The organism is Pseudomonas psychrophila, from assembly GCF_001043005.1.
GTDB classification, from domain to species: domain Bacteria; phylum Pseudomonadota; class Gammaproteobacteria; order Pseudomonadales; family Pseudomonadaceae; genus Aquipseudomonas; species Aquipseudomonas psychrophila.
In genome coordinates this window covers 54370-66994 of sequence record NZ_JYKZ01000012.1, presented here as the reverse complement: position 1 = coordinate 66994, position 12625 = coordinate 54370, and the positions used below count along the sequence as shown (strand labels likewise).

At 58.7% G+C, this 12625-nt stretch carries 11 protein-coding genes; 3 read left to right on the top strand and 8 right to left on the bottom strand.

All coding sequences use genetic code 11. The annotated features are described in order from the left end of the window. Window positions 1–156: 156 nt before the first annotated feature. Genes ccoP through ccoN form a run of 4 tightly spaced genes read right to left on the bottom strand, consistent with a single transcriptional unit; the run spans window position 157 to window position 3342 of the window. Window positions 157–1095 (bottom strand): cytochrome-c oxidase, cbb3-type subunit III, encoded by a 939-nt coding sequence (ccoP, locus tag TU76_RS20365; RefSeq protein ID WP_048352405.1) that lies wholly within the window; start codon window positions 1093–1095, stop codon window positions 157–159. Beyond that, complete coding sequence (locus TU76_RS20360) at window positions 1092–1283, bottom strand: cbb3-type cytochrome oxidase subunit 3 (protein ID WP_019826673.1); 192 nt, start codon at window positions 1281–1283, stop codon at window positions 1092–1094. The genes ccoP and TU76_RS20360 overlap by 4 nt, the downstream gene beginning before the upstream one ends. Window positions 1284–1298: 15 nt before the next feature. Further along, window positions 1299–1907: a cytochrome-c oxidase, cbb3-type subunit II gene (ccoO, locus tag TU76_RS20355; RefSeq protein WP_019826671.1), complete on the bottom strand. Its 609-nt coding sequence runs from the start codon at window positions 1905–1907 to the stop codon at window positions 1299–1301. Between the two features lie 10 nt (window positions 1908–1917). Then, window positions 1918–3342: a cytochrome-c oxidase, cbb3-type subunit I gene (gene ccoN, locus TU76_RS20350; protein ID WP_019826669.1), complete on the bottom strand. Its 1425-nt coding sequence runs from the start codon at window positions 3340–3342 to the stop codon at window positions 1918–1920. A 73-nt stretch (window positions 3343–3415) separates the two neighbouring features. On the opposite strand from ccoN, the gene TU76_RS20345 reads away from it, so the two are divergent. Beyond that, window positions 3416–4099: an alpha/beta family hydrolase gene (locus tag TU76_RS20345; RefSeq protein ID WP_019826666.1), complete on the top strand. Its 684-nt coding sequence runs from the start codon at window positions 3416–3418 to the stop codon at window positions 4097–4099. Between the two features lie 38 nt (window positions 4100–4137). Here TU76_RS20345 and TU76_RS20340 read toward each other — a convergent pair whose 3' ends face one another. The 3 genes from TU76_RS20340 to acnA all read right to left on the bottom strand — a co-directional run bounded on the left by TU76_RS20340 (window position 4138) and on the right by acnA (window position 9519). Next, on the bottom strand, window positions 4138–5703 hold the full coding sequence (locus tag TU76_RS20340; RefSeq protein WP_046809932.1) for a methyl-accepting chemotaxis protein: 1566 nt from the start codon (window positions 5701–5703) through the stop codon (window positions 4138–4140). A gap of 114 nt (window positions 5704–5817) precedes the next feature. After that, window positions 5818–6609 (bottom strand): CPBP family intramembrane glutamic endopeptidase, encoded by a 792-nt coding sequence (locus tag TU76_RS20335; protein WP_019826663.1) that lies wholly within the window; start codon window positions 6607–6609, stop codon window positions 5818–5820. A 168-nt stretch (window positions 6610–6777) separates the two neighbouring features. Then, window positions 6778–9519 carry an aconitate hydratase AcnA gene (gene acnA, locus TU76_RS20330; RefSeq protein ID WP_048352404.1) on the bottom strand — a complete coding sequence of 914 codons (2742 nt, stop codon included), beginning with the start codon at window positions 9517–9519 and terminating at the stop codon, window positions 6778–6780. 204 nt (window positions 9520–9723) lie between these two features. On the opposite strand from acnA, the gene rlmM reads away from it, so the two are divergent. Both rlmM and tusA read left to right on the top strand, forming a co-directional pair. Beyond that, the gene (rlmM, locus tag TU76_RS20325) at window positions 9724–10800 is read left to right on the top strand and encodes a 23S rRNA (cytidine(2498)-2'-O)-methyltransferase RlmM (protein WP_019826660.1); all 1077 of its coding nucleotides are present in this window, start codon (window positions 9724–9726) and stop codon (window positions 10798–10800) included. 14 nt (window positions 10801–10814) lie between these two features. Next, window positions 10815–11063, top strand: a complete 249-nt coding sequence (tusA, locus tag TU76_RS20320; protein WP_019826659.1) for a sulfurtransferase TusA — start codon at window positions 10815–10817, stop codon at window positions 11061–11063. 84 nt (window positions 11064–11147) lie between these two features. Here tusA and TU76_RS20315 read toward each other — a convergent pair whose 3' ends face one another. Next, window positions 11148–12548 (bottom strand): MATE family efflux transporter, encoded by a 1401-nt coding sequence (locus tag TU76_RS20315; protein ID WP_037032484.1) that lies wholly within the window; start codon window positions 12546–12548, stop codon window positions 11148–11150. Between the last annotated feature and the right edge of the window lie 77 nt (window positions 12549–12625).

Here is a 12625-nt window from a genome sequence, read left to right as displayed (position 1 = left end):
TTGACGTAGCGCCGGGAAAATCCCGAACACGCAAGACAAGAGCTTAGTCCTGAATGGCGGGAGAGCAATGGCGGACTAAAAAGAGGTGCGACACTTGGTCGCGCTTTGAGGCGGGAACTGCCGCACCAAAATGATGCGGCAGGAAATGTCTGGTAATTATTCGGCTGTTTTTTCCTCTTGATTACCATGTGACAAGCTGAACACGTATGCCGCCAGCAGCTGTACCTTGTCGTTGCCCAGCAACTCGTTTTGCGCAGGCATATGACCCTGACGCCCGTGGCGAATGGTTTGCTGCAATTGTGCCAGGCTGGTGCCGTAGATAAAGCCGGCAGGTTGTGTCAGATCCGGCGCACCCATCATTGGCATGCCTTTACCGTTTGCACCGTGACACGCCACGCAGGTGGTATCGAAGGCTTGCTTGCCCGCCGCCAGATCCAGGGTGGCGTCCTGCGGCAAAGGCAGGCCGGCCAGATCGTGACGTACGTAGGCGGCCACGTTTTTGACCCCGGATTCACCCAGTACCTCACCCCAGGCCGGCATCGCAGCGATGCGTCCGCCCATGATGGTGGCCTTGATAGTGTCGGCATCGCCGCCCCAGCGCCAGGTGTTGTCGGCCAGATTCGGGAAGCCGAACGCACCTTTGGCATCCGAGCCGTGGCACACCGAACAGTTGGAGGCAAACAGGCGCCCCCCCATTTTCAGTGCAGCAGGGTCTTGTGCGACTTGGTCTACGGGCATGGCGGCGTACTTGGCAAAGATCGGTCCGAAACGGGCGTCAGCCTTGTCCATTTCCTTTTCCCACTCATGCACGCCGGTCCAGCCATTTTCATAGCCCGGCAGCAGGCCTTTCCAGTTGCCCAGGCCCGGGTAAAGAATCAAATATCCCACCGCAAACACCAGCGTGCCCACGAACAACATGAACCACCATTGCGGCAGCGGGTTGTCGTACTCCTCAATGCCGTCGAAGCTGTGGCCCATGGTCTCGACGGTATCGCTTTTGGTTTCACCCTTGCGCGTACTGACCAATAGCCAGGTCAGGCCGATCAGCGTGCCAATGGTCAGCACGCATATATAGAGACTCCAGAAGGTGGTCATGCTTTGTTACTCCTAGACGCTTGTTCTTGCTCGACGTGTTGAATCGCCTCTGGATCGTCCTTGAATGGCAGTAAGGTCGCGTCTTCAAACTCCGATTTGCGTCGCGGGCTGAACACCCACAACGCCAGACCGATAAACGCCACGGCCACCACCACGGTACCCAAGCCGCGAATCATTCCACTACTCATCTCGAAGACCATGACTTACCTCTTGCTCTTGATGGCAGTGCCGAGCACTTGCAGGTAGGCCACCAACGCGTCCATCTCCGTTTTGCCTTGTACCGACTGCTTGGCATTGGCGATGTCTTCGTCGGTGTACGGCACGCCCAGGGTGCGCATCACGTCGAGTTTTTTCTCGGTATGGCTGCTGTCTACCGCAGCCTCCACCAGCCATGGATACGCTGGCATTTTCGACTCGGGCACGACGTTGCGCGGGTTGTACAAATGCGCGCGGTGCCAGTCATCCGAGTAACGGCCTCCGACGCGGGCCAGGTCCGGCCCGGTACGTTTGGAGCCCCACAGGAACGGGTGATCCCACACGCTTTCACCGGCAACCGAGTAGTGACCATAACGTTCGGTCTCGGCACGGAATGGACGGATCATCTGCGAGTGACACTGCACGCAGCCTTCGCGTATGTAGATGTCGCGACCTTCCAGTTGCAGTGCGGTGTACGGCTTCATGCCTTCCACCGGGGTGTTGGTCACGTCCTCAAAGAACAGCGGGACGATTTGCGTCAGGCCGCCGACACTCACACACAGAATCATCAGCAACAGCATCAGGCCGATATTTTTTTCAACGACTTCGTGTTTCATTGCCAACTCCTCAGGCCATCTGCGCGGCGGCTACGACTTCAGCGGGCTCGGCGTTACGCACGGTGCGCCAAGTGTTGTAAGCCATCAGCAACATGCCGCTGAAGAAGATCGCACCACCGACCAGTCGCACGACATACCCCGGATGGCTGGCCACCAAGGTTTCGACGAAGGAGTAAGTCAGCGTTCCGTCTTCGTTGACTGCGCGCCACATCAGGCCTTGAGCGATGCCGTTGACCCACATCGATGCGATATAGAGCACGGTGCCGATAGTGGCCAGCCAGAAGTGAGCGTTAATCAGGCCCAGGCTGTACATCTGTGGGCGGCCGAAGATTTTCGGGATCATGTGATACAGCGCACCGATCGAAATCATCGCGACCCAACCCAGGGCGCCGGCGTGTACGTGACCGATGGTCCAGTCGGTGTAGTGGGAGAGGGCGTTGACGGTCTTGATTGCCATCATCGGTCCTTCAAAGGTCGACATGCCGTAGAACGCCAGTGACACAACGAGGAAGCGCAGGATCGGGTCGCTGCGCAACTTATGCCAGGCCCCCGAGAGCGTCATCATGCCGTTGATCATGCCGCCCCAGCTTGGCGCCAGCAGAATCAGCGACATCACCATGCCCAGCGACTGAGCCCAGTCCGGCAGTGCGGTGTAGTGCAAATGGTGGGGGCCGGCCCAGATGTACAAGGTGATCAGCGCCCAGAAGTGCACGATGGACAGGCGATAGGAGTAGATCGGACGTTCGGCCTGTTTCGGCACGAAGTAGTACATCATCCCCAAAAAGCCCGCCGTCAGGAAAAAGCCCACGGCGTTGTGTCCGTACCACCACTGCACCATGGCGTCAGTGGCGCCACCGTAGAGTGAGTAGGACTTCGTGAAGCTGACCGGGATTTCCAGATTGTTAACGATGTGCAAAATGGCCACGGTCACGATAAACGCGCCGAAGAACCAGTTGCCTACATAGATGTGCTTGGTCTTGCGCTTCATGATCGTGCCGAAGAACACGATGGCGTAAGCGACCCATACGATGGTGATCAAAATGTCGATCGGCCACTCCAGCTCTGCGTATTCCTTGGAGCTGGTGTAACCCAGCGGCAGGCTGATGGCTGCGAGCACAATCACCAGTTGCCAGCCCCAGAAGGTAAACGCCGCAATCTTGGGCGAGAACAGCGTGGCCTGGCAGGTGCGTTGCACCGAGTAGAACGAGGCGGCGAACAAGGCGCAGCCACCGAAGGCAAAAATGACCGCGTTGGTGTGCAAAGGGCGCAGGCGCCCAAAACTGGTCCAAGGCAAATTGAAATTGAGTTCTGGCCAGACCAACTGCGCGGCGAGAAATACCCCGAGCCCCATACCGACGATGCCCCAAACCACCGTCATAATGGCAAATTGGCGGACCACCTTGTAGTTGTAGGCGGTACTTGTAGAAGTGTTCATGGTTCCCCATCCACGGTTCAGGCGAATACAAAGGCACGCCTGGAGTTATAGGCAGACTAAAAGCGAGGCAAGCATGGGTGTAGCAGGCAAGGACGGTATTGACGGGGATCAATGGCTGAAGTGCGTGGAACAGCGGGGCTGGCTGTGGAATGGCGCGCCAACCCCCTCATCCATGACGCTGATTCTGGCCCACGGTGCGGGGGCTCCGATGGACAGTGCCTGGATGACAGGCATGGCTGAGCGCCTTGCTGCACGCGGGGTGAGCGTGTTGCGCTTCGAGTTCCCGTACATGGCTCAGCGACGGCTAGATGGTGGTAAAAGGCCACCCAATCAGCAGGCAAAATTGCTTGAATGCTGGCATGAGGTATTTACCGAGGTGCGACGGCATGTCGCTGGGCAATTAGCCATCGGCGGCAAGTCGATGGGCGGGCGCATGGCCAGTCTGGTTGCTGATGAGCTAGAGACGCACGCTCTGGTGTGCCTGGGTTATCCGTTTTATGCCGCAGGCAAACCGGAAAAACCGCGTGTGGCGCACTTGGCTGAACTGCAAACGCCGACTCTGATTGTGCAGGGCGAGCGTGATGCGCTGGGCAACCGGGAGGCGGTGGAGGCCTACACGCTGGCACCGGGTATTGAAGTGTCGTGGCTCGTGTCGGGGGATCACGACCTGAAGCCATTAAAGGCTTCGGGGTTGACCCATGAGCAGCATCTGGATGCGGCGGCAGACAAGATAGCGCGGTGGTTGCAGCAACCTTGAACGATTTGTGGGAGCGAGCAGGCTCGCTCCCACAAGGGTCAGCGGTTAAACCGCGCTACCAGCGAGTACTGGCTGTTTACGGTCTGGCTCAGTTCTTCGCTCAACAGCGCCGAGTGCTGCGCCTGCTCGGAGGTCTGGTCCGCGAGATCGGCAATGGTGCTGATGTTACGGCTGACTTCTTCAGCCACTGCACTTTGCTCTTCGGTCGCGGCGGCGATCTGGGCAGTCATGTCGGTGATATTGGCCACCGCTTCGCTGATGCCCACCAGGGCCTTGTCCGCCTCCAGCACGCGGGCCACCCCTTCCTCAGCCTGACGGTGCCCGGCGTTCATGGTTTGCACGGCAGTGGCGGCAGTCTGTTGCAGCTTTGCAATCAGGCTGTGAATCTGCCCGGTTGATGTGCTGGTACGTTGTGCCAATTGGCGCACTTCGTCAGCCACCACGGCAAAGCCGCGACCCATTTCGCCCGCCCGCGCGGCTTCGATTGCAGCGTTCAAGGCCAGCAGGTTGGTCTGGTCGGCAATGCCCTTGATCACATCAACCACGCCGCCGATCTCGTCGCTGTCCTTGGCCAGTTGCGTGACCGTGGCCCCGGTTTCTCCTACCACCACCGACAAGCGTTCAATGGCCTCGCGGGTTTCACCGGCAATATCTCGGCCGCGACTGGTCAGGCGGTTGGCTTCCTGCGTGGCGTCCGCAGTGCGTTGCACGTGGCTGGCAACTTCTTGAGTGGTCGCGGCCATTTGATTGACCGCAGTTGCCACTTGTTCTGTTTCTACACGCTGGCGCTCCAGCCCGACAGAGCTCTTGTGCGCCAGGATGTCGGATTGACGGGCTTGCCCGCTCAAATGCTCGGCAGTGTCCTGCAGGCGGGTCAGGCAGGTTTTGAGGCGTGCTTCCTGGCTCAGGATGGACATTTCCAGACGCGCTTGCGGGCCACGGCTGTCGGTGTACATCTGGGCGATAAGCGGATCGGACGTGGTTTGTTCGGCCAGGCGCAACAGGCGCTTGATCCCGCGCTGTTGCCAGCTCAGGCCGAGCAATCCCAGCGGGATCGATAGCACGGCTGCCAGGGCAAATCCCCAGCTGGAGTTGAGCAGGGCACCAATCATGAAGCTCAACTGGCTGACCAGAATAAAAGGCAGCCAGTCCTGCAGCACCGGTAGCCACTTGTCACGCTGCGGCACGGCCGATTTGCCCCGGTTGAGGCGTGAGTACAGGCCTTCGGCACGGCGGATCTGTTCGGCGGTCGGTTTGATCCGTACCGACTCGTAGCCCACCACGCGTTCGTTCTCGAAGATCGGGGTGACATACGCATTGACCCAGTAATGGTCGCCATTTTTGCAGCGGTTCTTGACGATACCCATCCACGGCGCGCCCTTTTTCAGGGTGCTCCACATATGCTCGAACACGGCAGACGGCACGTCGGGATGGCGCACAAGATTGTGCGGTGCGCGTATCAGCTCCTCACGCGAAAACCCGCTGATCTCGACAAAAGCATCGTTGCAATAGGAAATGACGCCTTTGGCATCGGTCGTGGAGATCAACCGTTGTTGCGCGGGGAATGTGCGTTCGCGTTGAGTGATGGGCTGGTTGTTACGCATGTCGTTTCAATCCGCAAGACTTTGACAGGCTGTCGGCATGGGCAAGAAATTGTTTAATTTATATTTCACGTGTCGGGTTGTCGGCGAACAACCCGTCACGGCTGATGCAGACCGTCAGGGCGTGAGCATCGGGTAAGTAAAAAACACGAAATGCAGCACATTGAGCCCAAAGTGGGTGGCAATTGCCGCGCCCAGTCCGCCAAAGCGGTAAGCCAGGCCATAGCCGACCCCGGCCAGCCCCGCCAACAACATCCATTGCCAGCCGGCAGCCGCATGCGCCAGGCCAAACAGGGTCGAGGCGGCGACCAGCGCTACCGTCTGGCCATAGGGCAGCATTTTCAGTTTGCGGCTCAATCCGCCCTGGATATAACCGCGAAACAGAGCCTCTTCCACCAGTGTCACCAGCAGCAGATTATTCAGCAGCCAGAGGGTGCCCTGATGTGGCCATTTGGGTGCCCAGGTGATCATGCCCAGCAGCATTGCACCGCCCAACGCCATACTGGCTGCCAGCGCCAGGCCCATCAACGTGGCGCCCAGGGATGCGCGCCAGGCAAAGCGGGGCGCGATCCATGGGCACACCAGCAGCAGCCAGACACCAATCAGCGGCTTGTCCAGGTTGAAGTACATCGAGAATGGCACGGCATCCGGCGTCAGCCTTGCCGGGTTGATGGCGCGGCCGTTATGAAAACCGGGTAGCCAATGCAGGGCCAGCGCCACAGCCAGCACTACAAACAGTGCATGTCCGGCATAGCGCAGGTAATGGCTTTTGCGTTGGAGAACGGCGAGCCCGCTGAGGGTCAGTAGGCCAATGGCTATAAGGGTTTGAACACCCAGTTGCCCATAACTCAGGGCAAGTCCGTAGCCGAGGGTCAGAAGTGCCAGATAAGGCCATGGCAGAACAATCATGAAGATCCTTGGAATCGTTAAAAAACACCCCGGATCCAGTCCGGGGCGCGGCAGTATAACGATTCGGGCACTTGTGGGAGCGAGCCTGCTCGCGATGCATGCAATACGTTTCACAGGATTAACGCGGTGATGCTATCGCGAGGAGGCTCCCACAAGGTTGAAGTGTGACTAAGAGGCAATCAGCTGACGCAATACATAGTGCAAAATCCCGCCTGCCTTGAAGTATTCCACTTCGTTTAGCGTGTCGATCCTGCAGAGCACATCGACTTTTTCCTGGCTGCCATCCTCACGGGTGATCACCAGCGTCACGTTCATCCGTGGCTGCAATTGGGCGCCGGTCAGACCCAGAATATCCAGGGTCTCCTTGCCTGTAAGGTTCAGGCTCTTGCGGTTCTGATCGAGCTTGAACTGCAAAGGTAGAACGCCCATGCCGACCAGGTTCGAGCGGTGGATACGCTCAAAGCTTTCAGCAATCACCGCTTTGACCCCCAGCAGGTTAGTGCCTTTGGCCGCCCAGTCACGGCTGGAGCCGGTACCGTATTCTTGACCGGCAATCACCACCAGCGGTGTGCCGGATGCCTGATAACGCATGGCCGCATCGTAGATCGGCATTTTCTCGCCGGTGGGAATGTAGATCGTATTGCCGCCTTCTTCGCCACCGAGCATTTCGTTGCGGATGCGGATATTGGCAAAGGTGCCACGCATCATGACTTCGTGGTTGCCGCGTCGAGAGCCATAGGAGTTGAAGTCACGGGGCTCGACGCCTTTATCACGCAGGTAACGGCCGGCGGGGCTGTCCGCCTTGATGTTGCCGGCGGGTGAGATGTGGTCGGTGGTCACTGAATCGCCCAGCAGTGCCAGAATATTCGCAGCCTTGACGTCAGCAATCACCGGCAAAGGTCCGCTGATGTTGTCGAAAAACGGCGGATGCTGGATGTAGGTCGAATCAGCCTGCCAGACATAAGTCGCGGCTTGCGGCACTTCGATGGCTTGCCACTGGGCATCACCGGCAAACACTTCGGCGTATTCCTTGTGGAACATACCGGTCGTGACCTGGGCCACGGCGTCGGCGATTTCTTTCTGGCTGGGCCAGATATCGCGCAGGAACACCGGCTGGCCATCGTTACCTGTACCCAGTGGCTCACGACTGATATCGATACGTACGGTACCCGCCAGGGCATACGCCACCACCAGCGGAGGGGAGGCCAGCCAGTTGGTTTTCACCAATGGATGTACGCGCCCTTCAAAGTTGCGGTTGCCTGACAGCACCGAAGCCACGGTCAGATCGGATTGGGTAATTGCCTTTTCTATGGGCTCGGGCAATGGCCCTGAGTTGCCGATGCAGGTCGTGCAGCCATAACCCACCAGGGCGAAACCCAGTTGGTCGAGGTACTGGGTCAGGCCCGCGGCTTTGTAGTAATCGGTCACTACCTTGGAACCCGGTGCCAATGAGGTCTTAACCCAGGGCTGGCTCTTCAGGCCTTTTTCGACGGCCTTTTTGGCCACCAATCCGGCGGCCATCATCACACTCGGGTTCGAGGTGTTGGTGCACGAGGTGATGGCTGCAATGACCACGGCGCCGTTTTTCAGACGATAGGTTTGACCCTCAAAGCTGTAGTCAGCTTCGCCGATCAAGTCCGCATTGCCCACGGCCACACCGCCACCGCCCTCGCTTTCAAGGCGGCCTTCTTCTTTATTGGCGGGTTTGAATTGCAGGCTGAGAAACTCGTCGAAGGCCTGGCCGACATTGGGCAGCGAAACCCGGTCTTGCGGGCGTTTTGGCCCGGCCAGACTGGCTTCTACAGTGCTCATGTCCAGTGCCAGGGTTTCGGTGAATATCGGTTCCTGACCTGCTGTGCGCCACAAACCCTGGGTCTTGCAATAGGCCTCGACCAATTTGACGGTGGCTTCTGGGCGCCCGGACAAACGCAGGTAGTCCAGGGTGATTTCATCGACTGGGAAAAAGCCGCAGGTGGCGCCATATTCCGGGGCCATGTTGGCAATGGTGGCGCGGTCCGCCAGAGGAAGATCCGCCAGTCCATCACCGTAAAACTCCACGAACTTGCCGACAACGCCCTTGCTGCGCAGCATTTGCGTGACGGTCAGTACCAGGTCCGTAGCGGTGATGCCTTCTTTGAGTTTGCCGCTGAGTTTGAAACCCACCACTTCGGGGATCAGCATCGACACGGGCTGGCCGAGCATTGCAGCTTCAGCTTCGATCCCGCCCACGCCCCAGCCTAATACGCCGAGGCCATTGATCATCGTTGTATGGGAATCGGTGCCTACCAGCGTGTCTGGAAAGGCATACGTGCGGCCGTCTTCGTCTTTGGTCCAGACCGTACGACCCAGATACTCCAGGTTTACCTGATGGCAAATCCCGGTGCCGGGCGGGACGACGCTGAAGTTATCGAAGGCATTCTGCCCCCAGCGCAAAAACGCATACCGTTCGCCGTTGCGTTCCATCTCGATGTCGACGTTTTGCTCAAAGGCGCTGGCGCTGGCGAACCGGTCAACCATCACCGAGTGGTCAATGACCAGGTCCACGGGGGACAGCGGGTTGATACGCTGCGGATCGCCACCCGCCTTGGCCATTGCGGCGCGCATGGCGGCCAGATCGACTACGGCCGGGACACCGGTGAAGTCTTGCATCAGCACCCGGGCAGGGCGGTACTGGATTTCCCGGTCACTGCGCCGCTCCTTGAGCCATGCGGCCAGTGCCTTGAGGTCGGGCTCGGTAACGGTTTTGCCGTCCTCCCAGCGCAGCAGGTTTTCCAGCAACACTTTGAGCGACATTGGCAGCTTGCTCAGGTCGCCCAAAGATTTGGCGGCGAGCGGGAGGCTGAAGTAGTGATAAGTCTTATCGTCGACTTTTAATGTGGCTAGGGTATTCAGGCTATCGAGGGAGGACATGAAATGACTCCTTTAGACGGATCACGTTGCATAAACAGAGCTTCAAACCTAGCTCTGATTCCGGGCTCTGGCTAATAACTGGACTGTCTTTGCGGGTTCAAGGTTCCGAACTCGGCTATCATGCCGACCTTTTCGTGACAGTCCTTGCGCCAAATCAAGGATGCGCAGCCGGCCAATTCCTGCCCGCTGCCCAGGAGTAATTCAATGAACACCGTTTTTATGCACTGCCGGCCCGGGTTTGAAGGCGAAGTCTGCTCGGAAATTGCCGAACACGCCGCCCGTCTCAATGTGTCTGGCTATGCCAAGGCCAAGCCGAGCACTGCCTGCGCCGAATTTGTGTGCACCGAAGAAGGCGGCGCTGAACGCCTGATGAAAGGTTTGCGTTTTGCCGAGCTGATCTTCCCGCGCCAATGGGCCCGTGGCGGCTTTGTCGATCTTCCGGAAACCGACCGCATCAGCGTTATCCTTGAGCACATGGCGGACTTTCCGGTGTGCGGCAGTCTGTGGCTGGAAATAGTCGATACCAATGACGGTAAAGAGCTGTCCAATTTCTGCAAAAAGTTTGATGCCCATCTGCGCAAGGCGTTGATCAAGGCCGGAAAGCTGGTTGAAGACGACGCGCACAAGCCGCGTCTGCTGCTGACCTTTAAAAGTGGCCGCGAAGTATTCCTAGGACTGGCAGAAGCCAACAACTCAGCCATGTGGCCCATGGGCATTCCGCGCCTCAAGTTCCCCCGTGAGGCACCGAGCCGTTCGACGCTCAAGCTGGAAGAGGCCTGGCATCACTTTATCCCCCGCGATCAGTGGGATGAGCGCTTGCACAGCGACATGACCGGCGTTGACCTGGGCGCTGCCCCGGGTGGCTGGACCTGGCAGTTGGTAAATCGCGGCATGATCGTGACCGCCATCGACAACGGCCCAATGGCTGAAAGCCTGATGGACACCGGCCTGGTGCAGCACTTGATGGCCGATGGCTTTACCTTCAAGCCCAAGCAGCCGGTGGACTGGATGGTCTGCGACATCGTCGAGAAACCGGCGCGCAATGCTGCGATGCTTGAAGAGTGGATTGGTGAAGGTCACTGCCGTGAAGCGGTGGTTAACCTGAAACTGCCGATGAAGCAGCGTTATGCCGAAGTGCGTCGCTTGCTCGACCGGATTGCAGACGGCTTCAAGGCTCGTGGCATCCAGGTTGAAATCGGCTGCAAGCAGCTGTATCACGACCGTGAAGAAGTGACCTGCCATTTGCGTCGACTGGACGTTAAAAAACCTAAATCTCGCTGATTCGGGAGTAACTGATGAGTTTTACTGACCTGCCGGTTGACGGCACTCTGGATGCCACCGGCCTCAACTGCCCTGAGCCGGTGATGATGCTGCACCAACACATTCGCGATCTAGCGCCGGGTGGCTTGTTGAAAGTCATCGCCACCGACCCCTCGACTCGCCGTGACATTCCCAAGTTCTGCGTGTTTCTGGACCATGAACTGGTGGGGCAACAGGAAGAGGCGGGCAAGTACCTGTACTGGATCCGCAAGAAGCAGGATTAAACGTTCAGGTTGCTACCGTGGGAGCGAGCCTGCTCGCGAAAGTCGCCGCATTGAGGCGTTCGCGAGCAGGCTCACTCCCACACGTCAGGCGCTGCGGCGAATATGTTTTTTCGCACTGCGCGCCAGCCGCACGCCAAGCATCAGCGCGGCGCAGGTCAGGCCAACGATCAAACCCTGCCACAGCCCGCTCGGGCCATTGGCTGCGCCAAACCAGTCCGTCAGCCCCAGCGCGTAGCCCACCGGCAGACCAATCCCCCAATACGCAAACAACGTCAAGACCATCGTCACCCGCGTGTCTTGATAGCCGCGCAATGCGCCGGCGGCCGTCACCTGGATCACGTCTGAAAACTGATACAGCGCGGCAAACATCAGCAGCATGGTTGCCACCTCGATCACCCTTAGATCGGCGGTATAGACGGTCGCAATTTGCTCACGCAGCAGCAGGATCAGACTGGCGGAAATGGCCGCCCAGACCAGGGCGGTGCCCATGCCGACGCCAGCCACAAACCGTGCCTCACGAGGTTGCTGGCGGCCCAAGGCCTGGCCTACACGCACCGTAATGGCCATGCCCAGCGAATACGGAATCATGAAAACCAGTGAACTGAAGTTCAATGCGATCTGATGGCCCGCTACAACGGTTGCACCCAAACTGCCGATCAGCAGCGCAATCACCGCAAAAATGCTCGACTCGGCAAAGACCGCGATACCAATCGGCAAGCCCACGCTGAGCAAGCGCTTGAGAATCGCCCACTGGGGCCATTCAAAATGGCTGTAGACCTTGCTCGACTGGTAGATTGCCCCACGCCATGTCCAGACCACCATACCGATGGCCATGAACCACATCACAATAGCCGTCGCCCAGCCACAGCCCACGCCGCCCATGGCCGGGACGCCAAAGTGACCATAAATGAAGATGTAGTTGATCGGGATATTGAGTGCCAGTGCACTCAGCCCCAGCACCATGCTTGGTCGGGTTTTACCCAGGCCATCGCTGAAGTTGCGCAACACGCAATACAGCCCAACGGCCGGCATGCCACTGGCGATCCCGTATAAATAGCCCATGCTCGGGTCGATCAAGTCAGGGTCGACCTTCATCGCATGCAAAAGTGGCTCGGCACCGATCAGAATCAGGGCCGCGCACAGGCCGGTGATCAGCGCCAGCCACAGGGCCTGGCGCACGATCGGGCCAATGTCACTGTGAGCATCCGCGCCAAAACGCTGTGCCACCTTGGGGGTGGTGGCCAACAAAATGCCCGACATCAGTAAAAACACCGGGACCCAGATAGAGTTGCCCAGCGCCACGGCAGCCAGATCCCGAGGACCGACACGCCCGGCCATCACCGCATCGACAAACCCCATGGCGGTGGTGGCGATTTGCGAAATGATGATCGGAAACGCCAGCGCCAGGAGTGCGCGTACTTCTGTACGAACCCGGGCCGGGCGGCTTACAGCGGTAGAAGGGGGGGTATGAGTGACAGAGTTCACAAGCGTGCATCCACAGTGTTTAACGCGCAAAGCTGGCGATTGTACGCTTGACCAAAAGGTCAGAAAACACTGAGTTG

Excerpts from the sequence above, each read along its gene's own strand:
- rlmM (WP_019826660.1), top strand. The coding sequence starts at position 9,724 with ATGAACACCGTTTTTATGCACTGCCGGCCCGGGTTTGAAGGCGAAGTC.
- ccoO (WP_019826671.1), bottom strand. The coding sequence starts at position 1,907 with ATGAAACACGAAGTCGTTGAAAAAAATATCGGCCTGATGCTGTTGCTG.
- ccoN (WP_019826669.1), bottom strand. The coding sequence starts at position 3,342 with ATGAACACTTCTACAAGTACCGCCTACAACTACAAGGTGGTCCGCCAA.
- ccoP (WP_048352405.1), bottom strand. The coding sequence starts at position 1,095 with ATGACCACCTTCTGGAGTCTCTATATATGCGTGCTGACCATTGGCACG.
- TU76_RS20335 (WP_019826663.1), bottom strand. The coding sequence starts at position 6,609 with ATGATTGTTCTGCCATGGCCTTATCTGGCACTTCTGACCCTCGGCTAC.
- TU76_RS20360 (WP_019826673.1), bottom strand. The coding sequence starts at position 1,283 with ATGAGTAGTGGAATGATTCGCGGCTTGGGTACCGTGGTGGTGGCCGTG.
- tusA (WP_019826659.1), top strand. The coding sequence starts at position 10,815 with ATGAGTTTTACTGACCTGCCGGTTGACGGCACTCTGGATGCCACCGGC.
- TU76_RS20345 (WP_019826666.1), top strand. The coding sequence starts at position 3,416 with ATGGGTGTAGCAGGCAAGGACGGTATTGACGGGGATCAATGGCTGAAG.
- acnA (WP_048352404.1), bottom strand. The coding sequence starts at position 9,519 with ATGTCCTCCCTCGATAGCCTGAATACCCTAGCCACATTAAAAGTCGAC.
- TU76_RS20340 (WP_046809932.1), bottom strand. The coding sequence starts at position 5,703 with ATGCGTAACAACCAGCCCATCACTCAACGCGAACGCACATTCCCCGCG.